Raw genomic sequence first — 20,980 nt, 5'->3', positions numbered from 1 at the left:
AATAAAAAATTTAATTAAGCTTCATCAACTGCATCATTTTTCGGCAATTTTAAGCTTTCATTCAATTTTTCCCATACTTTAAGCTCTTTTTTACTTGGACCGCCAACGATTTCGAGTGCATGACGCAGGCGAGCAAAAGTCAAATCAGGACCAATGGTCACCATGGTTTGCATCACTGGCGTTGAAGCAGTAGAACCCGCAATGGCAATAAAGAACGCAGGCATAAAGTCACGTAATTTAATTTCCATTTGTGCAGCTAAATCCATTAGCGTTTGGCTAACAGTGTCATTATTCCAAGTAAATAAGCTTTCTAAGCGCCAAATTGCAAATTGTAGGCTTTGACGAACTTGCTCTTCAGATAACTTTTTACTTTCGAATTGTGCTTTAGACAGTGTAGGGAAGTGATTAAAATAATGTGCTGACCAATTCACTGCTTCAGACAATAGGTTAATACGTGGTTGAATTGCCGCTGCAATTTCTTCTAACTTGGCACGATCTGCCTTCCACGCCAATAAAGTATCTAAAAGCTCAGCAGGGCTAAGTGCTTTGATCCATTGCCCGTTTAACCAATTGAGTTTTTCTACATCGAAAATTGGACCCCCAAGCGATACACGTTGGATGTCAAAATTCTCGATCATCTCAGCCAAATTGAACTTTTCGCGTTCATCTGGCATTGACCAACCCATACGACCCAAATAGTTTAATAATGCTTCTGGTAATACACCGATATCTTTGTAGTAATTGATTGAAGTTGGGTTTTTACGTTTAGATAGTTTTGATTTATCAGGGTTACGTAAAAGTGGCATGTGGCAAAGCACAGGCATTTCCCAACCAAAATATTGATAAAGCAATTGGTGTTTAGGAGCAGATGGAATCCATTCTTCACCACGAATCACGTGAGTGATTTCCATTAAATGGTCATCAACAACGTTTGCTAAGTGGTAAGTTGGTAGGCCATCGGTTTTCAGCAGAATTTGCATATCAACTTGTGCCCATGGGATTTCTACTTCACCACGCAGTAAGTCATTAAATTTACAAATCCCTTCTTCAGGTACTTTCATGCGAATAACATGCGGTTCGCCAGCCGCTAAACGTCTTTCAACTTCTTCTGGCGTATGTTTTAGACCACGACCATCATAACGAGGAGATTCACCACGTGCTTGTTGTTCTGCACGCATTTGATCTAATTCTTCAGCAGTGGCAAAACAATAGAATGCATGACCTTTTTCAACCAGTTCTAACGCATATTTTTTATAAATATCCATACGTTCAGATTGACGATATGGCGCATGAGGGCCACCCACATCTGGACCTTCTGACCAATTTAAACCTAACCAGCGCAATGAATCGAGAATCATTTTTTCTGATTCAGGTGTTGAACGGAGTTGGTCTGTATCTTCAATACGTAAAATAAATTCACCGCCATGCTGTTGAGCAAAGCATAGGTTAAATAATGCGATATAAGCAGTACCTACATGGGGGAAACCTGTAGGAGATGGTGCAATACGAGTACGAACTGTCATAGCCAGAAAAAGTTATCAAATAAAAATTGGTTTTATTATAGCAAAAAGCCCAGTGGCTTAATGATTAATTCATTAAATCGGACTGGGCTAAATTTGGCTCAATTGGGGAGATTGAGAAAAATGGTGCTTAAGATGTGTGCTGAGGAAATAAACTTTGTAAAAAACGCGAAAACTGTTGGTGTTGCGATGCTAGAAAGTTTTGCGTTGGAGCATTCTTAATAGAGGTGATCACTTTAATCTGATCCATCTCTGAAGAAGGTTTGTTCTCAGCACGTTCACGTTTTTGTTGAGTCAATGCGCGTTCGATAGGGGTTAAAGACTTTTCAGCAACACTAGAGTTTTGTAGTGATTTAGCAGGGTTTTGTAACGCTGCTGCATGTGTCTGGCTCATACCAAAAACACATAAAGTTAAGCTTAACGCTTGTAAATAGTACAAATTCATTTCAATTTTCCCCTATTTTGAATTTATTGTAAGAGTAATTAGGTTTACATTTTAAACATAAAATTCACAAAAGTACAAATGCATCACACTTTCTTACAATTTTTATTCAACAATCCTTAAGTTACTCAACCTGTAGCTGAAATAAATTTTGCCTCTTTTTATCAATAAAATATGGAGATTCGGTGGAGATATGATGTTATGCGGTAAATTTTAAAGAAAATTTAAGTGATAAAAATGCAATTCTTATGAAGAAAATATATATTAAATTTAGATATTTACAATGATTTAATTCGTCTATTGAATACATTGTGACTGAAGTAAATAAAAAATATAGTGCAATTCATAAATGTAATAAAAAAGAGATTTTAATGAATAAGCACTTTTTCAATAAATTATTGGGCACAATGAGTATTGGGGCATTGTTGTTCAGTATGACTGCACAGGCGAATACATCATTTTTAAATGTTTCTTATGATCCCACTCGCGAATTTTATCAAGAATATAACCAAAGTTTCGGTGAGTTTTGGAAAAAACGTACTGGTCAAGACGTGCAATTTAAGCAATCTCATGGTGGATCTGGGAAACAAGCACGTGCTGTAGCAACAGGATTACAAGCAGATGTTGTGACCTTGGCACTTGCAAATGATATTGAAGAAATTGTAAAAGCAGGTTATATCAATAAAAATTGGCAAAAAGAATTTCCCAATAATTCAGCACCCTATACATCTACCATTGTTTTTTTAGTAAAAAAGGGCAATCCAAAAAATATCAAAGACTGGAATGATTTAGTCAAACCAGGTGTTGAGATCATTACCCCGAACCCAAAAACAGGTGGTGCGCCACGATGGATTTATTTATCTGCATGGGGCTATGCACTTAAACAGCCTGCCGGAAATGATGCCAAAGCTCGTGAGTTAGTCAAACGATTATACAAAAATGTCAAAGTGTTAGATTCAGGAGCCCGTGGATCACTCACGACTTTTGCTGAACGTGGAATTGGTGATGTTTTACTGTCTTGGGAAAATGAAGCGCTCTTAGCGACGCAAGGTTTGGGGCAAGATAAATTTGAAATTATTTATCCATCCATTTCAATTCTAGCTGAGCCTTCTGTTGCCATCGTAGATAAAACCGTAGATAGAAATGGGAATCGTAATCTCGCAAAAGGATATCTTAACTATCTGTATTCACCTTTGGGGCAGGAATTAGCTGCTAAACATAATTTTCGACCACGTAATGAAAAAATCGCAGCTAAATACAGTACTAAATTTCCAAAGGTACAATTATTTACCATCGATAAAGTATTTGGTGGTTGGGCGAAAGCGCAGCAAACGCACTTTGTAAATGGCGCGATTTACGACCAAATTTCAGCAGAAAAATAATCTATTTTTAGAACTTATGTGAATGGATAGCGATATGCTATCCATTTTTAATTATAAGAAATCCATAAAATACTATATATTTGAATATAGACTGTATTTAAGATGATTTATGAATTAATTCATAATCTTGAAAGAAAAATGGTAGCAATATAACGTAAATCACATGTCCAAATTAAATTGATGAATATGATTTTATTTCATATATTTAGATTAATTATGTATATCTAGATTTTTTGACTATGAAAACTCAATTTAAAGCCTTGCTTACAGCGGGCTTACTCGCAACAGGTTTATCGTTCAGCGTATCTTCTCAAGCAGCACAACGTGATTTCCTGAATGTATCTTATGATGCGACTCGTGAATTTTATGATGAGTTTAATCAGTCATTTGGTCAATATTGGCAGTCAAGAACTGGAGTGAAAGTCAACTTTAAACAATCTCATGGTGGCTCAGGTAAACAAGCACGCTCTGTGGTTGATGGCTTGAAAGGCGACGTTGTCACTTTGGCTTTGGCAAATGATATTGAAGAGATCGTGAAATCGGGTCAAATCAATAAAGGATGGCAAAAAGAGTTCCCTTATAACTCTGCACCTTATACATCAACCATTGTTTTTATGGTGCGTAAAGGTAACCCTAAAAAAATTCAGGATTGGCAAGATCTTGTTAAGCCGGGTGTAGAAATCATCACACCAAACCCTAAAACAGGTGGACTACCACGCTGGGTATATTTATCAGCTTGGGGTTATGCACTCAAACAACCAGGTGGTAATGAAGCGAAAGCAAAAGACTTTGTTGGCAAGATGTACCATAACGTCAAAGTGATGGACTCTGCGGCGCGCGCTTCTATGACGACATTTGCTGAGCGTAAAATTGGCGATGTGTTGCTCACTTGGGAAAATGAAGCACTGGTCACTCAAAAAGCCTTGGGCAAAGATCAGTTTGATATTGTTTATCCATCTATTTCTATTTTGACAGAGCCTTCTGTTGCCATCGTTGATCGTACTGTAGATAAAAATGGCAATAAATGGTTGGCAACTGGCTATATCAACTATTTATATTCACCATTAGGTCAGGAGATGGCTGCTAAGCATTTCTATCGTCCGCGTAATGCTGAAGTGTTAGCAAAATACTCAAAACAATTTCCTAAGTTAAAAACATTCACCATTGATGAGGTTTTCGGTGGTTGGGCAAAAGCACAACAAGCACATTTTGTGAATGGTGCGATTTTTGATCAGATTTATAACAGTCGTCGTTAATATACTGAAGTAATTGAAAATTAATAAAAAAGCCTCCAAGTGAGGCTTTTTTATTTGAACATTCCAGTGAATGAAACGGTTTTGCCTATAGAAAGTAAAATTTACCTACAAAAAGTCGTTTGGAGCTTTATTAAAACAAGGTAATAATGTGCAGTTAAATTTTTAGATGTTCTGAAACGTTATTATGTCGCATATTTCTGTATTACTTCATGAAACTGTAGATGCTCTATTGGGTGGGCGTAATACAGGGATTTATGTAGATGGCACCTTTGGTCGAGGAGGTCATACTCGGCTTCTCTTGTCTAAATTAGATGAACATTCTCGTGTCTATGCATTTGATAAAGATCCGCAGGCTTTGGCTGTGGCTGCTCAGTTAGAACAAGAAGATCCAAGATTTACCATTATTCATGCAAGTTTTGCAGATATTAAAACAGCCTTAAATCAACGCGGTGTTGAAACTGTCGATGGTGTTATGGCAGATTTAGGTGTGTCATCACCACAACTTGATCAGGCCGAACGTGGTTTCAGCTTTATGAAAGACGGTCCACTGGATATGCGAATGGACAACTCTCAAGGCTTAACTGCAGCGCAATGGTTGGTTGAAGTTGATGAAGAGCATTTAGCGAATATTATTTTTCAGTATGGTGAAGAACGATATAGCCGCCGCATTGCGAAAGCGATTAAAGCAGCAGGTTATATTGAGACTACAGGTCAATTGGCTGAAATTGTAAAAGTTGCCCATCCGAAATGGGAAAAAAATAAGCATGCTGCGACACGTACATTCCAAGCAATTCGAATTGAAATCAATAAAGAATTAGAAGATGTGCATGCTTTTTTACCTGAAGCACTGGATATGCTTCATAATGGAGGTCGATTAGCGGTCATCAGTTTCCATTCCTTAGAAGATCGAATTATTAAACAATTTATTCAAAAAGAGTCGACTTTAGCTGAGGATGATGGTTGGGGCTTACCTCAGAAACCTAAAGAAACTCGTCGTTTGAAAAAAATTGATCGCGTACGTGCAAGTGAAGAAGAAGTGAAACAAAATCCGCGTTCTAGAAGTGCTTGGTTGCGAGTTGCAGAGCGAATAAATTTTAAAGGCGAATAATGAAAAAGGAAAAAGACGTAGAACAACAGGAACTGGTAGCAACGACCTTGGTGCGTAAAAAAATACTGATCTATAGCGTTTTAACCGCTATGGTCATGGTGAGCGCATTTATGGTGGTCTATCAGGTCTATTCTTATCGTCAAGATTTTCGTGAATTCAATACGCATATGCGTGAGCTTGAAGACATAAATGCTGAATGGGGTCGTCTACTTATTGAGCAACAGACATTTGGAGCGACTGCACAAATTGGGACACGTGCAGTGACACAATTACGTATGTATTCACCACCAACATCACAGACTGTGGTGATTTCACTTCCTGCTGAAACCGCGAAAAATCAATAGGCACGCTGAATGGTTGATAAAAGCAAAACAAAACAAACACGTAAAAAACAGCAGCCCATTACACAGAAAAGAACCGTTGCTGTAGATATGTGGCGTTTCTATTTAATGTGGGGCTTAGTCCTGACATTTTTTGTAGTATTGGTTGCACGTGCCTTTTATGTTCAAATTGTGAACAAAGACTTTTTGCAAAATAAAGCCAATGCCAAAATTTTACGTACTGAAAAATTAAGCGCGATGCGAGGGGTTATTAGCGACCGTAATGGCGTTCCCTTGGCTATTAGTACACCAATTATGAAGGTGGTGATTGATCCTCAACATTATTTTGAAACTAAAGCAACTTTTGATGAAATCACTGAAGAGTTAAAAAAGAATCCAACCAGCCGTAAATTAAAAAATCAGTTACCACAGGAAAACCTGAATTTAGATGAGCTAGCAGATGCAGTTGGGTTGGATCGAGCTGACCTCAAAAAGCGTGTTCAAGATCGAGCTCGTTCACGTTATTTAGTATTGAAAAAAGAAGTACCACCTGCTCAAGCGGCTCTGTTAGCACAACGTAATTTTGCTGGCGTATATTCTGAAAAATCATATAAACGTTATTACCCACAACCACAACCCAACTCTCAAATCATTGGTTTAACCAATACCGAGGGAACAGGGATTGAAGGTTTGGAGATGCAGCTGAATAAGCGGCTTGCAGGGGTCAATGGCGAACAGAAAATTGTACGTGATAAGCATGGTAACCGTGTTCAAGTTCCAGAAGTTATTAAAGAAGTTGAAGCTGGGGAAAATATTACACTGAGTATTGATTCTCGATTGCAATACATTATGTATCGAGAGCTTACCGCGGTAGGCGTGGCAAATAATGCACGTTCTGCTACAGCAATTGCGGTCGATGTCAAAACCGGTGAAATTCTAGCGATGACCAGTTGGCCGTCGTATAACCCGAATGATAAAAAAAGTTTATCCAATAAAGATGCAATGCGAAATCGCGGTGCAGTTGATTCGTTTGAACCAGGTTCGACGATGAAACCATTAACGGTGGCGATGGCGCTTGAAAGTGGTAAGTACACTGCAAACTCAGTCGTTAATACCACGCCAGGGTCGATGCGTGTCGGTAATCATACGATTCGTGATACACATAATTATGGAGCGCTTACTTTAGGTGGCATTATTCAAAAATCCTCCAACGTAGGTGTAGCGAAAATTGCCTTATCTTTGCCTTATCCGACTTTACCAACGTTCTATAAGCGTCTTGGTTTTGGACAGCGTTCGGCTGTCAAATTCCCTGGTGAAAGTCCAGGTCTGATCTTACCGCCAAGTAAATGGAATATTTCAGAAGTTGCAACCATGTCCTATGGATATGGTCTTAATGCCACGGTACTACAATTGGCAGACGCTTATGCCATGTTGGCAAACAAAGGGAAGAAAGTTCCTTTAAGTTTGTACAAGTTGGATGAAGCTCCTCAAGGTGAACAAATGATTGATCCTAAAATTGCGGATCAAGTCTTGTTAATGATGGAGACAGCAACATTACCAGGCGGTACAGCGACTCGTGCTCAAATACCAGGTTATCGCGTTGCAGGTAAAACGGGTACAGCACACAAATTACGTGCTGACCGTAAAGGTTATTCGACCAATGAATATCGAGCTTTATTTGCAGGTGTTGCACCTGTAAGTGATCCACGTTTGGCGATGGTCGTCGTGGTCGAAAATCCAAAAGGCACATATTACGGTGGTACTGTATCAGCACCTGTTTTCGCAAAAGTAATGCAGGAGTCGCTGAGACTGTTAAACGTACCATTGGATAAACCCTTAGATACTCCAAAATCCATTCCATAGGTGATGAATGTCGATTACATTTCAACAAATCTACGCTGTAGATCATCCAGCAGAATGGATGCAACAAGCATTTAATGGCTTCCAATTAGATAGTCGTAAAGTTGAAGCGGGACAAGTGTTTATTGCTTTGACCAGTCTTTCTCAACCTGAAAAAACTGCAGAATATGCACAGAAGGCTTTGGATCTTGGTGCTTTGGCTATTATTTCAGAACAAGATCTAGGTTTAACGCCAAGTTTGATCGTTCCGAATGTGCGTATGCTTATGGGACAATGGCAGAAAGATTATTTGCAACAGACACAGCCAGTAAATCCACTTCGAGTATTGGCTGTCACGGGAACCAATGGTAAAACGACCATTTCAAGGCTTGTTGCAGAGCTACTGATGTTAAGTAAGTACCCATGTGCTGTGATGGGAACGACAGGGAATGGGATTTTACCTCACCTTGAAGCATCTACACATACCACGTTAGATGCATTGCATATGCAAAATCAATTGCATGCTTATGCTCAGCAGGGGGCTAAGTTTGCTGCTATTGAAGCCAGCTCCCATGGTCTTGAACAGGGGCGTCTCAATGGAACGCCAATTGAAGTTGCAGCTTACAGTAATTTAAGTCGCGATCATTTGGATTATCACAAGACTTTAGAGGCCTATGCTGAGGCAAAATCACGCTTATTTCAGTTTGAGAGTCTTAAAGTTGCAATTATCAATATCGATGATGCTTACGCAAATATCATGCTCAAAGCGGCGGAGCAAAATCCAGCAAAACCTAAAATTTTAACTTATTCCACCACTCAGCCCGCGGATTACCGTGTTGAAGAGATTCAATATAGTTTAGATGGTGTTCATTTTAAATTGGTGACCAAGTCCCAAAGCTATTTAGTGCATAGTCCGTTATTGGGTCATTTTAATATTGAAAATGTAGTTGCGAGCTTAATCTCTGTTGAACAGGCGGGTTTAGATTTATCTCAGTTAGTCGCTTTAGTTCCTCAGCTAAAAGGCGCGCCAGGGCGTATGCAAGTGTTGCGTGATCAAGATCGTTTGTTTGTCGTGGATTATGCCCACACTCCTGATGCATTAATTCAGGTTCTTCAAACATTAAAACGTCATGTTTCACAACAATTATGGGCCGTGTTTGGGTGTGGTGGTGATCGTGATCGCGGTAAACGACCTTTAATGACACAGGCTGCTCTAGATCATGCAGATGTTGTATTGCTCACCTCAGATAATCCACGTACTGAAAACCCAGAACAAATTTTTGCTGACATGAAGGCTGGAATTGAATTTTTGGACAGAGAGGTTCATGAAATTCATGATCGTCGTGAAGCGATTAAGTTTGTAGTGAAAACAGCAAAAGCAGGTGACATTGTTGTGATTGCAGGCAAAGGCCACGAAAATTATCAAGAGATTGATGGTGTTCGTCATTGGTTTGATGATGTGGTAGAAGTCCAAGCAGCCATTAAGGGTCAGCATGCGACTAAGCCAGCATCTTATCCAGCAGACTAAGGAATCATTATGCACACATCTACTACAAGTACTGCGACACTTGTCCCATGGACTTTGTCTGATCTTGTTGCTGCTACTCAAGGGTATTGGTTGAATGATAAAAAACCGACTGGAGAAGTAAAGCGTATTTTGACAGACTCACGTCATGCGGAGTCGGGGGATGCTTTTTTAGCCCTGAAAGGTGAGCGTTTTGATGCGCATGAGTTTGTTCAACAAGTGGCTGAAAGAGGCTGTCAGATTGCGATTGTTGAGCGGCCTTTAGACATTGATATTTGTCAGTTGGTGGTAACAGATACGAGATTAGCATTAGGTATGCTTGGTGCATTTCGTCGCGCTCAACATGCGCAATTAAAAGTTATCGCACTGACTGGTAGTAGCGGCAAAACCACGACTAAAGAAATGCTTGGTAGTATTCTTGCTCGCAAAGCACCGACATTGATCACGCGAGGTAATCTCAATAATGATCTGGGTGTGCCTATGATGCTATTAGAGCTTCGACCAGATCATGAATATGCAGTGATGGAGCTTGGAGCAAGTCATCAAGGAGAAATTGACTATACCTCGAAGCTCGTTCAACCTCATGTTGCGGGTATTATTAATATTGGTACGGCTCATCTTGGTGAATTCGGTGGGCGTGACGGAATTTGTAAAGCTAAATCTGAAATCTATGGTCATGTTTCAGAAACTTCGATCGTGCCAGCAGCTGATGATTATATAGACCAGATCCGTCAAAGTGTAAAAACAACAAAAACCTTAAGTTTTGGAGAAGGTGGCGATGTCTATGCTTCAGATATTCAGCTGAATCCACAGAGTGCTCAATTTAAATTACATACGCCTGTAGGTGTCCAACCCGTGGATTTACCTTTTGCTGGTGAGCATAATGTTCAAAATGCTTTGGCTGCTGCTGCTTTTGCATTGTCATTAAATATCAGCTTGGATGATATTGTCACGGGTTTAGAACAAGCTGTGGGTGCAAAGGGACGTTTGAATTTTATTCAAAAAAATGATTTTTTATTTATCGATGATACATACAATGCCAATCCCACTTCGATGCGTGCAGCGGGTGAAGTGCTTGCACAGCAAGAAGGTATTCGTGTCATGGTGATTGGGGATATTGGTGAGTTAGGTCCGACTGCTGCTCAACAACATTATTTACTCGGGCGAGATTTGGTTTCGATTCGCGGACTCAACTTTGTCGTTGCTGTTGGTGAGTTTGCACCAGCAACACAGGAAGGCGCACGTAGTACTCAGTACGGGAAAAAGTTACAAGCTTTCCTCAATCAAGAGCAAGCTCTACCATTTTTAATTAGTCTAATCGAAACACATCAACCGCAAAAAATGAGTTTCTTATTCAAAGGTTCTCGTTATACCCATATGGAAACGTTGATGGCAGATTTGATGGAGAAACTCTAAATGCTGTTATGGTTATTTGAACAACTTTCCGGCTATCACAGCTCGTTCCAAGTGGTTCGTTATTTAACATTACGTGCGCTGCTCAGTGTCTTGACAGCACTCACGATAGGCCTAGTTCTTGGTCCTGTTATGATCCGTAAGTTACAAGCTTTAAAATATGGCCAAGCGGTAAGTTCTTTCGCTCCGGAAAACCATGCCAAAAAAATGGGAACACCAACCATGGGTGGTCTCCTTATTTTGCTTTCTATTGGGATTTCAACTTTACTTTGGGCAGATCTTTCAAACCCTTATGTTTGGATTGTGCTTGGCGTGATGGTGATATTTGGCGCCGTAGGTTGGGCGGATGACTGGATTAAAATCCGTTATAAAGACAATGCAGGTTTGCCAGCGCGTAAGAAGTTTTTTTGGACATCTGTCGCTTCTTTGGGTGCAGGGATATCACTCTACGTAATTGCGACTCAGCAAACTAATCCTGTACACACTGCGAATATGTTGGATTTGCTGATCCCTTTCTTTAAAGATCTTACAATTCCTTTATCGGTAATACCTTTAGGGATCGGTTTTATCATATTCACTTATTTAGTGATTAACGGTGCGTCGAATGCTGTTAACCTGACTGACGGTTTAGATGGTCTTGCAATTATGCCAATTGTATTGGTTGCGGCGGGCCTAGGGGTGTTTGCTTATTTGGCGGGTGATGTTCGTTTTGCAAATTATTTACATATTCCCTATGTGAAATATTCATCTGAACTCGTTGTTATTTGTGCTGCAATGATAGGTGCAGGTTTAGCATTCCTTTGGTATAACGCGCATCCTGCACAAGTATTTATGGGTGATGTTGGTGCCTTGTCGCTTGGAGCGATGCTGGGAACTATTGCGGTGATGGTACGTCAGGAAATTGTATTTGCAATTATGGCGGGTGTATTTGTAGTCGAAGCAGTCTCTGTATTCTTACAAATCGGTTCGCTTCGTATGCGAAATAAACGTGTTTTCCTTATGGCGCCGTTACATCATCACTATGAAAAGAAAGGATGGCGTGAAACACAGGTGGTCATCCGTTTCTGGATTATCACAATTATGCTAGTAGTTTTAGGTCTAATGACCTTAAAATTGCGCTAAGCAAGAATCAAATGAGATCAAGTCGGCTTATGCCGACTTTTTTTCATCGCTAAAATTTTTTGGAGAAAATGATGAATCTGTTGATGTGTCCTGTTTGTCGCGAGGCATTGGCGCTTGAGGGGAAAACATGGCGCTGCAAGAGTAATCATAGTTACGATATTGCAAAGCAAGGTTATGTGAATTTGCATGTCGTACAGCATAAACATAGTAAAAATCCAGGGGATACCCCTGAGTCTGTTCAAGCTAGACGGTCGTTTTTATCAGCGGGATTTTATGCGCCATTACAGCAAGCTGTCGTTGCTAAAATCCGAGAATTACGTATAGAAAATCTTTTAGATATTGGTTGCGGTGAAGGATATTACACCAATGCAATGGAAGCTGAAGCGATACAAGTTGTGGGGGTGGATATTGCTAAAACTGCAGTTCAGGTAGCAGCAAAATTAAATCAAAATGTCACTTGGGTTGTGGGTACGGGGGCTGTGTTGCCTGTTTTAAGCGAGACCATCGATTTATGTACCAGTTTATTTAGTCCTATTCCCGAGGCGGAAATATTACGTGTATTAAAATCATCGGGGTATTTAATGGTTGTTACCCCAGGTCCACAACATTTATATAAAATGCGAGAAGCACTATTTGAAGAAGTTAAGGCACATGAGCCACATAAATTTGTAGCACAGTTGAGCGAGCACTTTGAGTTAATTGATGAAAGCTTAATTCAGGCACCATTGGTGTTGAACCAAAATGACCTAAAGTGTCTTATCGCAATGACGCCATATGCTTATAAGGCCAAACCTGAACGGCGTGAGCAATTAGAGCAAGTTGAAAAATTTGAACTGAGTGCAGAGTTTCAGATCTATATTTTAAAAAAGAAAAGTTAAAAGAAGCCCTCTTTTAGAGGGCTTTATTTTGGTTATTGAACTTGATTAATCAAATTTTCGATTGAATCTCGTTTAACTTGTGGTGTTGAATTCATATCCGGTGGTGTCGACGACGTCGGTGTTAACGGTTGATCGTTATCTGGTAGATCATCAAAATCGCGATCATTCGTTGGTGCTACCACTGGAGCAGGGCGATAAATTGGACGAGCTAAAGGTGGAGTTTTATCTTTTTGCTCATGGTTTAATGTATGTACACGACCACGTTGTTCTCGAGTTAAAGGAGCTTTTGCATTTTTATCTAAACTTACCCAAGCATATGGTGTATTGGCAAGCGACTTCTCCATAAAGTCACTCCAAATTGGAAGAGCAGCGATACCCCCATATTCACGACGACCTAGCGTAGTCGGTTGGTCGAAACCTACCCATGAAACTGCGACTAGATTGCCGTTAAAGCCAGCGAACCAAGCATCTTTTGCATCATTGGTTGTTCCTGTTTTACCTCCTAAATCACCACGACCAATTTTTAATGCTGCGCGACCAGTACCATGCTGAATTACGTCTCGTAAAATATTCGCCATATCAAATGCTGAACTGGATTTTAAAATTCGATGTGCTTGACGATATTGGCTACGCTCTTCATCGGTTAAAGTGGGTTGCTTATCCTCTAAAGACTGATTGGTAACTTCAATAATTTCGTCGTCTGGTGTTGTTGCTTCAGCAGAGGTTGTATCTTGCTTCTGAGATTTAATACATGAAATACATGCGTATTCAGGATTGGCTTGATAAATCACTTTGCCGTAAGCATCCTCAATACGGCTAATGAAGTGAGGTTGCACGCGGAAACCGCCATTGGCAATTGCGGCATAGCCTGTTGCCATTTGCACAGGGAGTACTTGAGGTGTTCCTAATGCAATCGTGTAGTTACGTGGAATCTGATCATCCTGCAAACCAAAATCCATAAACAATTGGCGAGTACGTTCTAGACCGACTGTTTGTAAAAGGCGAACAGAGACAGTATTACGTGACAAATATAAAGCGCGACGTAATGGAATCATCCCCAAATAGCGCCCATCAGAATTGCGTGGTGACCATTTACCAATGGTAATGGGATTATCACTAACCATGGTATGCGGCGTCATACCTCGTTCAAGTGCAAGCGAGTAGACAAATGGTTTGATAATAGAGCCAGGTTGACGCCAACCTTGCAGTGCACGGTTAAATTTCGATTGATAAAAATTATATCCACCAACGATCGCGACAATTGAGCCATCATTTGGGTTAAGTGCAATTAACTGACCTTGTACACGAGGCACCTGTACCAAGGACCACATACTGCGATTTTGATTTGGACGTAGACGAACAATATCTTTGACTTTTACAATTTGTGAAGCATTGCTAGGTGCACCACCCACACTATTGGCATTGCGATAGCGTCTCGCCCAAGACATGCCAGACCAAGGAACAGTGACTGATGAACCATCTTGTAAAGTTGCTTCAAAAGAATTGCTTAAAACTTTAGTGACTTCAGCAGGGTAGGTGTTTGCAAATGGTACAAAGTCTTTTAAGGGTTTGTCATGGGCTTCTGGGCCACGCCATCCATGACGACGGTCATAACTTTCTAAACCAACACGAACTGCTTCTTCGGCAAAGGCTTGACGATTGTAATCAATAGTGGTGTAAACCTTATATCCTGAATCGATCGCGAGATCGCCAAATTTTTTGACGAGTTCAGAACGAACCATTTCACCGACATAAGGGAATTTATTGTTAATACCGCGATCAGGCATGTCCAAAGCGATAGGCTCTGATACAGCATCTTCATATTCAATTTGACTGATATAACCCAATTGAAGCATACGACCTAAAATCCAATTGCGACGTTCTAACGCACGTTCAGGATTGGCCACAGGATTATACTTAGAGGGTGCTTTAGGTAATCCTGCAATCATTGCCATTTGGGCAATTGAAAGATCGTTTAAATTCTTGTTGTAATAAATTTTTGCTGCTGCAGCTATGCCATAAGCATTTTTACCGAGGAAAATTTTATTGACGTAGAGTGTAAGAATCTCTTCTTTAGATAATTTTTGTTCAATTTTACGTGCTAAGAAAATTTCGGTGAGTTTGCGCTTGAGAGTTCGTTCTGGTGTTAAATAATAGTTTTTAGCCACCTGCATGGTAATTGTAGAACCACCAGTTTGAATGTCAGAACCCGTGATCGATTCACTGACTGCACGTCCTAAACTTTTAAAACTAATACCGCTATGCTCAAAAAAAGAAGAGTCTTCTGCAGCTAAAAAAGCATGAATAAAATCTTGTGGGATTTGCTCATAATCAACTGGAACAGAAAGTTTGCCACCATATTCTGCGATTAATTGGTTATCTGCTGTATAAACTTGCAGCGGTTTTAATAATGGAGCCTTCTTAAAAGCAGTCATCTCTGGCAAAGATGGTGCAATATAGAGATACATTCCATAAAAGCCCATTGGAATTGTGACTAAGATAATGATAATCAGCAAAAAAAAAGGGTGAATCTGTCCACAACAAGATAGCTTTTTCATAACAAGTAAGTTTTAATAGGTGCTAAAGGCAAACTAATAGAAGGTCAGTATAGCTTCTCATTTAACAGAATGTTAGTTGAGTTATTATATCCGCAAAAAAATTAGACCAAGTGTAGTTAGTTTGTATTGTGCTGTTGTTGGGGACAAAAAAATAATAGGAATTGCATTGTGCTTAGACTATATCGTAAGCCAAATAAGGGGTTAGTGGGGGTAGATGTTAGTTCGACCTCTGTTAAGCTATTAGAGCTATCAGTTAAAAACGGTCGCTATTGGGTTGAAAGTTACGGGTTAAGTCCATTGGTTGATGGGAGTGTTGTTGAAAAAAACATCCTCAATCAGGATAACGTGGCTGATGCTTTAGAGCGCGCGATTAATATTGCAAATCCGCAATCGACGAATGCTGCTTTTGCGGTACCTACATCTATGGTGATTCACAAGGTCATCGAGATGGATGCCGACATGAGCGATGATGAGCGTGAAGTTCAGATTCGTATGGATGCTGAGCAATATATCCCATTCCCACTTGACGAAGTCAGTTTAGACTTTGAAGTGCTTCCTGAGCGATTAAACAATCCAAACAGAGTGAACGTTCTACTCGTTGCGACACGTACTGAAAACGTGGACTCTCGTATTGAAGTATTGGATTTGGTCGGCCTTACCCCAAAAGTTGCCGATGTTGAAAGCTATGCACTGGAACGTAGTTTTGAAGTCTTTGCAGATACATTGCCGATTGGTGCAAATCTTGTTGGCGTTCTTGATATTGGTCATACCATGACGACTTTATCAGTCATGCAAAATGGCAAAATTATTTACACGCGCGAACAAGTGTTTGGCGGTAAGCAATTGACTCAAGATGTGCAAAATCGTTATGGCTTATCTTATGATGAAGCTGGGCGTGCTAAAAAAGACAACACCTTACCAGATGACTTTGAAACAGAAGTTTTAATGCCATTCCTTGATGCAGTGATTCAACAAGCAGCGCGTTCATTACAGTTCTTTTTCTCTTCTTCTCAATTTAACGAGATTGATCATATTTTATTGGCGGGTGGTAATGCCAATATCCCAGGTCTTGCAAAAATGATGCAACAAAAATTGGGATATCGTGTCACTATTGCTAATCCATTTTTACAAATGGGCTTTTCTCCTCAAATCGACCTGAAAAAAATAGAAAATGATGCACCATCATTATTGGTGGCGTGTGGCTTGGCATTGAGGAGTTTTGATTAATGGCTAAAATTAATTTACTCCCTTGGCGCGAAGAGCTAAGAGAACAGCGAAAAAAGCAATTTGTTTATATCTGTATCGCAGTGGTATTACTTGCGATTTTATCGGTTTTAGCAGCTTGGTTCTTCTTGAATCATAAATTGCAAGACCAAGAACAAGCAAACCAACTTATTGTAAGCACCAATCAAAGTTTAGACGTTCAATTAAAATCCTTGGAAGGATTGCAAGAACGTCGAAATGCAGTGATTGAGCGGATGAAACTGATTCAAGGTCTTGAAGGTCAACGACCTGTTACTGTGCGTTTAGTAGATGAATTGGTACGTGTTGTTCCTGAAACGGTGTATCTGACGAAATTTACCCGTACTGGTAATAAATTTACCATCGAAGGTAAAGCAGAAAGTCCGAATGCGGTAGCAGAGTTATTACGTGGTTTAGAAGCTTCCCAGTGGTACCGAAATGCATTTATGAATTCATTCTTGGCTGCGCCAGAAGTGAAGGAAAAAGCACCAAGTTCGGTAATCCCTCGAGTTGAAGAGTCATACGGTACATTTATCGTGACTGTCGACTTGGGTGCAATTGCTCAACCGACATCAGAGATGGACGCGAATAATGTGGGAGGTGCACCATGAGTCGTAATGATTTAAATGACTTTGATTCAGATGTCACTGCACCAAAAAAGAAGTCCATGACTGTTGAAAAGTTCTTTCAGCAATTTAATACTTTGGACTCCAATAACTACGGTAGTTGGCCACTGTCTGTAAAAATGACCTGTTGGATTTTTATTTTCCTATTTGTTTGTGCTATTGGTTACTTTTTGGTGATTAAACCAAAACTTGAATCCATTGATCTTGCTAAAGCACAAGAGGCAAATTTACTGACAGAGTTTAAAGAAAAGGATTCTAAGCTCCGTAATTTGCAGCAATACCAAGCACAGTTGCAACAAATGGAAATGAATTTCAATGAGCAATTACAACAATTGCCAAAAGAAACAGAAATTCCAAGTTTAGTTGAGGACATCAACTTAACAGGTGTGAATTCAGGGCTCAAATTTAAAAATATCCGTCTCGAAAATGAAGTGGCTCAAGAATTCTTTATTGAGCAGCCAATTTCGATAGAAACGACAGGTGATTATCATTCATTTGGGCGTTTTGTGAGTGGAATTGCGTCTTTACCGCGTATCGTGACCTTACATGATTTTGTGATTACAGCGACGCCAAGTACAGATAAAAAATCTGATATTCCACTGATCAATTATTCATTAAAAGCCAAAACATATCGTTATGTTGCATCGACTGAAGATACGGTAGGTTCAGCGGTTGTTCCACCAGCTGATATGCCAGCAGGAGGACAATAATGAAATCATTTAAGCTTTTGTGCGGATTAATTATTGCAACGACTTTGGTGGGATGTGATTCGCGTATTGATGCGGTCAATCAAGAAATGGCGAATATTCGTAGCCAGCCGCCTTTACCCATAGAACCGGCACCTGTATTTAATCCAGTTCCAAATTTTCTTTACTCGGCACATCAACTTCGAAGTCCATTCTTGCCAAACTCATTGGCAACAGAGCTAAGAATCATGTCGGGTAAACGTGTTTATCCTAATTTTAATCGTCAACCACAGCCTTTAGAAAGCTATGCATTGGAAACGTTAAACTTCAAAGGAAGTTTAAAACGTAACAATGGCCAGATTCTCGCTTTGATTCAAACCCCTGATGGTGAGATTGAGCGTGTGCAACGTGGTAATTACATGGGGATGAACCAAGGGCGCATCGTGAAGATAACGCCGACTCAAATCGATCTGATTGAAATTGTTTCAGATGGTCGAGATGGTTATATCGAAAGACCAAGAAGCTTAGTGTTGCTTGGGCCTGTTGGTTAAGACGAGTTAAGGAATAACAATGAAAAAGAGTATGCAAAATTTTTGGGGTGGGGATCGACAGTATATGAACCGTTTTCTTCGTCAATTCGCTATGACCACTGTTTCTATAGCTGTTATGCAGGCAGCGGCGGCTAAAACTACGATGACCAATATTGTGCCTTTGCAGGTGCCAGGTCAAGGAACAGAAATCCGTGTCATGTTTAACGGATTACCTCCACAGCCACAGTCATATCAATTGGAAAATCCATCTCGATTGGTTTTGGATTTTATGCAGGCAGGTCAAACACTGGCCAATACTAAAATACCTGTGTCGACCACTGAAGCAAACTCAGTTGAAGTCATTTCTAATGATCAGCGTTCACGGTTAACTGTCAATTTAACGCAGAAAGGTAGCTACACGACACGTGTTGAAGGCAATACCTTTATTTTAAAAATAAATAACCCGAACTCTGCGAAAGTGGCAACACCAGCGGCGCCAGTGGTTACACAAGCCAAAGCAGTAGAACCAGCGACTAAACCAAGTGTTTTAAAGCCAGTCATACGTCCTAATCTGACGAATAACATTACACCTGTTGCGGCTACAGCTGTGGCAGAGACACCAGTAACGCCAACACCTGTGTTTCCTGTTGCAGCACAGCAGGTATTGAAACCAACTGCACCAACGCCTACGGTTTTAAGACCTGCCGCTCCACCTGCACCAGTGGTTCGTCAGCAAGTTGCAGCACCTGTACCACCTCCAGTAGCTCCTGTTTATCAGCAGCCTGTTGCGTATACACCGCCAGCACCTGTCGCTTATCAAGCAGTAGAACAAGGACTACAAGATATTGGTTTTGAGCGCGGTAGTGCAGGTGAGGGACAAGTTGTACTGAATTTAAAAACAGCAGATACACCAGTGGATGTACAACAGCAAGGTAGCAAAGTTGTGGTGCGTTTCCTTGGTAACAAAATTCCATCGCATTTGGTGCGCCGTTTAAACGTTAATGATTTTGCGACGCCTGTCTCTACAGTAGACGCTTATAATGATAAGTCAAATGGTGTAATTTCCATTCAGTCGAGTGGTAGCTTTGAATATATGGCTTATCAAACAGATGGTAAGTTAACGATCAGTCTAAAACGCCCAGAAGAGAAAAAAGGCTTAAGCAGCCAAAATCGTACACCGAAATATACAGGTAATAAGATTTCTCTCGACTTCCAAGACATTGAAGTGCGCCGCGTATTACAATTGTTGGCTGATTTTACCGGCATTAATATGGTGACTTCGGATTCAGTTCAGGGGAATATTACATTACGCTTAAAAGATGTGCCTTGGGATCAAGCGCTTGATATTGTAATGAAAACCAAGAACTTGGATAAGCGTCGCAACGGAAACGTGATTTGGATTGCACCTGTTCCAGAATTGATTAAAGCTGAAGAAGAAGAGGCGAAAGCCATTGCACAAAGTGTGAAATTGGCACCATTACAAACCGAATATATTCAATTGAGCTATGCCAAAGTTGAAGATATTGAAAAGTTGATTACTGAAGGTCGTAACAGCCGTTCATCTAATGGTAATAATACAAACTCAACAACTGACCCATTGGGGGACAGTGTCGGGTCATTATTAAGTCCACGTGGTACAGTTTCAATTGATCCACGCACCAATACATTGATCATTAATGATACAGTTCAAAAAATTGATCAAATACGCAAGATGATTGATTTACTGGATGTTTCTGTAAAACAAGTCATGATCGAAGCTCGTATTGTACGCGCGACAACAGATTTCACCAAAGAAATGGGTGTGAAATGGGGTGTAGTATCGAAAGGTGTTGCAACCAATAATGATCTTTTGGTTGGTGGTAGTGATCAAACGCTGTGGGATTTAAAATCACCAAGTGAGGATGGTCGTTATAATATTCAACGTCCTGATAACTTAAATGTGGATTTAGGTGTGGCTGGGGCTGCAGGTAAAATTGCATTTGGTTTAATCAATATGTCTGATTTTATGCTGGATCTTGAGTTGTCGGCACTACAAGCTGATGGCTACGGTGAAGTTATTTCTACACCAAAAGTTCTCACTGCTGATAAGCAACAAGCGAAAGTTGCTTCGGGTCAAGAAATCCCTTACCAAACCACTGAAACTGCAGGTGGTGCTGCAACGGCGACGACTTCCTTTAAAGAAGCATTGTTAAGCTTAGAGGTAACACCAAGTATTACGCCTGATGGTAAAATTCAAATGAAATTGAACATTACCAGTGATTCACCAGCAGGTTATGCACAGAATGGGGAAATCATTTTGAATAAAAATCAAATTGATACCAATGTGCTTGTGAACAACGGTGAAACTGTGGTGCTAGGTGGTATTTTCGAGCAAGAAACGATTTTTAACCAAACCAAGGTGCCTTTCTTTGGTGATATTCCTGCTGTTGGTCGTCTATTCCGTAAAGACAGTAAAACAGAGAATAAGCGTGAGTTATTAATCTTTGTGACACCAAGAATTGTTAATGACAGGCAAACTAGAAACAATTAATAT

Annotated in this window: 16 protein-coding genes and 2 pseudogenes; 15 read left to right on the top strand and 3 right to left on the bottom strand. The window is 40.2% G+C overall.

Going from position 1 to position 20,980, the window contains the following annotated elements:
* Positions 1-14: 14 nt before the first annotated feature.
* Both gltX and AC1M9L_RS04650 read right to left on the bottom strand, forming a co-directional pair.
* Positions 15-1,523, bottom strand: a complete 1,509-nt coding sequence (gene gltX, locus AC1M9L_RS04655; protein ID WP_481589160.1) for a glutamate--tRNA ligase — start codon at positions 1,521-1,523, stop codon at positions 15-17.
* 127 nt (positions 1,524-1,650) lie between these two features.
* Positions 1,651-1,965 (bottom strand): DUF4179 domain-containing protein, encoded by a 315-nt coding sequence (locus tag AC1M9L_RS04650; RefSeq protein WP_481591474.1) that lies wholly within the window; start codon positions 1,963-1,965, stop codon positions 1,651-1,653.
* A gap of 404 nt (positions 1,966-2,369) precedes the next feature.
* Between AC1M9L_RS04650 and AC1M9L_RS04645 the strand changes: the two genes are divergently transcribed.
* The 9 genes from AC1M9L_RS04645 to AC1M9L_RS04605 all read left to right on the top strand — a co-directional run bounded on the left by AC1M9L_RS04645 (position 2,370) and on the right by AC1M9L_RS04605 (position 12,805).
* Entirely contained in the window at positions 2,370-3,344 is a 975-nt protein-coding gene (locus tag AC1M9L_RS04645) for a sulfate ABC transporter substrate-binding protein (protein ID WP_481591513.1), read from the top strand.
* Positions 3,345-3,583: 239 nt separating this feature from the next.
* Positions 3,584-4,600, top strand: a complete 1,017-nt coding sequence (locus tag AC1M9L_RS04640) for a sulfate ABC transporter substrate-binding protein (RefSeq protein WP_481589159.1) — start codon at positions 3,584-3,586, stop codon at positions 4,598-4,600.
* Between the two features lie 184 nt (positions 4,601-4,784).
* Positions 4,785-5,708 carry a 16S rRNA (cytosine(1402)-N(4))-methyltransferase RsmH gene (gene rsmH, locus AC1M9L_RS04635; protein WP_481591473.1) on the top strand — a complete coding sequence of 308 codons (924 nt, stop codon included), beginning with the start codon at positions 4,785-4,787 and terminating at the stop codon, positions 5,706-5,708.
* Positions 5,708-6,052: a cell division protein FtsL gene (gene ftsL, locus AC1M9L_RS04630; protein ID WP_092767285.1), complete on the top strand. Its 345-nt coding sequence runs from the start codon at positions 5,708-5,710 to the stop codon at positions 6,050-6,052. The genes rsmH and ftsL overlap by 1 nt, the downstream gene beginning before the upstream one ends.
* A gap of 9 nt (positions 6,053-6,061) precedes the next feature.
* Positions 6,062-7,891: a penicillin-binding protein PBP3 gene (gene ftsI, locus AC1M9L_RS04625; RefSeq protein WP_035263956.1), complete on the top strand. Its 1,830-nt coding sequence runs from the start codon at positions 6,062-6,064 to the stop codon at positions 7,889-7,891.
* 7 nt (positions 7,892-7,898) lie between these two features.
* Positions 7,899-9,395, top strand: coding sequence for a UDP-N-acetylmuramoyl-L-alanyl-D-glutamate--2,6-diaminopimelate ligase (locus tag AC1M9L_RS04620; protein ID WP_481591472.1), 1,497 nt, complete (start codon positions 7,899-7,901; stop codon positions 9,393-9,395).
* A 9-nt stretch (positions 9,396-9,404) separates the two neighbouring features.
* A complete protein-coding gene (locus AC1M9L_RS04615) occupies positions 9,405-10,808 on the top strand; it encodes a UDP-N-acetylmuramoyl-tripeptide--D-alanyl-D-alanine ligase (protein WP_035263958.1) in 1,404 nt (467 codons plus the stop codon).
* Complete coding sequence (gene mraY / locus AC1M9L_RS04610) at positions 10,809-11,927, top strand: phospho-N-acetylmuramoyl-pentapeptide-transferase (protein WP_092767279.1); 1,119 nt, start codon at positions 10,809-10,811, stop codon at positions 11,925-11,927.
* Between the two features lie 71 nt (positions 11,928-11,998).
* Positions 11,999-12,805 (top strand): putative RNA methyltransferase, encoded by an 807-nt coding sequence (locus AC1M9L_RS04605; protein ID WP_180028177.1) that lies wholly within the window; start codon positions 11,999-12,001, stop codon positions 12,803-12,805.
* Between the two features lie 32 nt (positions 12,806-12,837).
* On the opposite strand, the gene ponA is transcribed toward AC1M9L_RS04605, so the two are convergent.
* The gene (ponA, locus tag AC1M9L_RS04600; RefSeq protein ID WP_481591471.1) at positions 12,838-15,363 is read right to left on the bottom strand and encodes a penicillin-binding protein PBP1a; all 2,526 of its coding nucleotides are present in this window, start codon (positions 15,361-15,363) and stop codon (positions 12,838-12,840) included.
* A gap of 168 nt (positions 15,364-15,531) precedes the next feature.
* On the opposite strand from ponA, the gene AC1M9L_RS04595 reads away from it, so the two are divergent.
* The 6 genes and pseudogenes from AC1M9L_RS04595 to AC1M9L_RS04570 all read left to right on the top strand — a co-directional run.
* Positions 15,532-16,590 (top strand): pilus assembly protein PilM, encoded by a 1,059-nt coding sequence (locus AC1M9L_RS04595; protein ID WP_035263966.1) that lies wholly within the window; start codon positions 15,532-15,534, stop codon positions 16,588-16,590.
* Complete coding sequence (locus AC1M9L_RS04590) at positions 16,590-17,216, top strand: PilN domain-containing protein (RefSeq protein ID WP_035263969.1); 627 nt, start codon at positions 16,590-16,592, stop codon at positions 17,214-17,216. Before AC1M9L_RS04595 ends, AC1M9L_RS04590 begins: the two co-directional genes overlap by 1 nt.
* Positions 17,213-17,941, top strand: a complete 729-nt coding sequence (locus AC1M9L_RS04585; protein ID WP_481591470.1) for a type IV pilus inner membrane component PilO — start codon at positions 17,213-17,215, stop codon at positions 17,939-17,941. The genes AC1M9L_RS04590 and AC1M9L_RS04585 overlap by 4 nt, the downstream gene beginning before the upstream one ends.
* Positions 17,941-18,468 carry a pilus assembly protein PilP gene (locus tag AC1M9L_RS04580; RefSeq protein ID WP_481589152.1) on the top strand — a complete coding sequence of 176 codons (528 nt, stop codon included), beginning with the start codon at positions 17,941-17,943 and terminating at the stop codon, positions 18,466-18,468. The genes AC1M9L_RS04585 and AC1M9L_RS04580 overlap by 1 nt, the downstream gene beginning before the upstream one ends.
* 19 nt (positions 18,469-18,487) lie before the next feature.
* Positions 18,488-18,886 (top strand): annotated as a pseudogene (locus AC1M9L_RS04575) (AMIN domain-containing protein); the annotation flags it as partial.
* 360 nt (positions 18,887-19,246) lie between these two features.
* A pseudogene (locus AC1M9L_RS04570) lies at positions 19,247-20,977 on the top strand (type IV pilus secretin PilQ); the annotation flags it as partial.
* Between the last annotated feature and the right edge of the window lie 3 nt (positions 20,978-20,980).

Source organism: Acinetobacter sp. ANC_7511 (genome assembly GCF_056779975.1).
The sequence above is the reverse complement of the archived record's forward strand: the minus strand, read 5'-3'. Positions and strand labels throughout refer to the sequence as shown.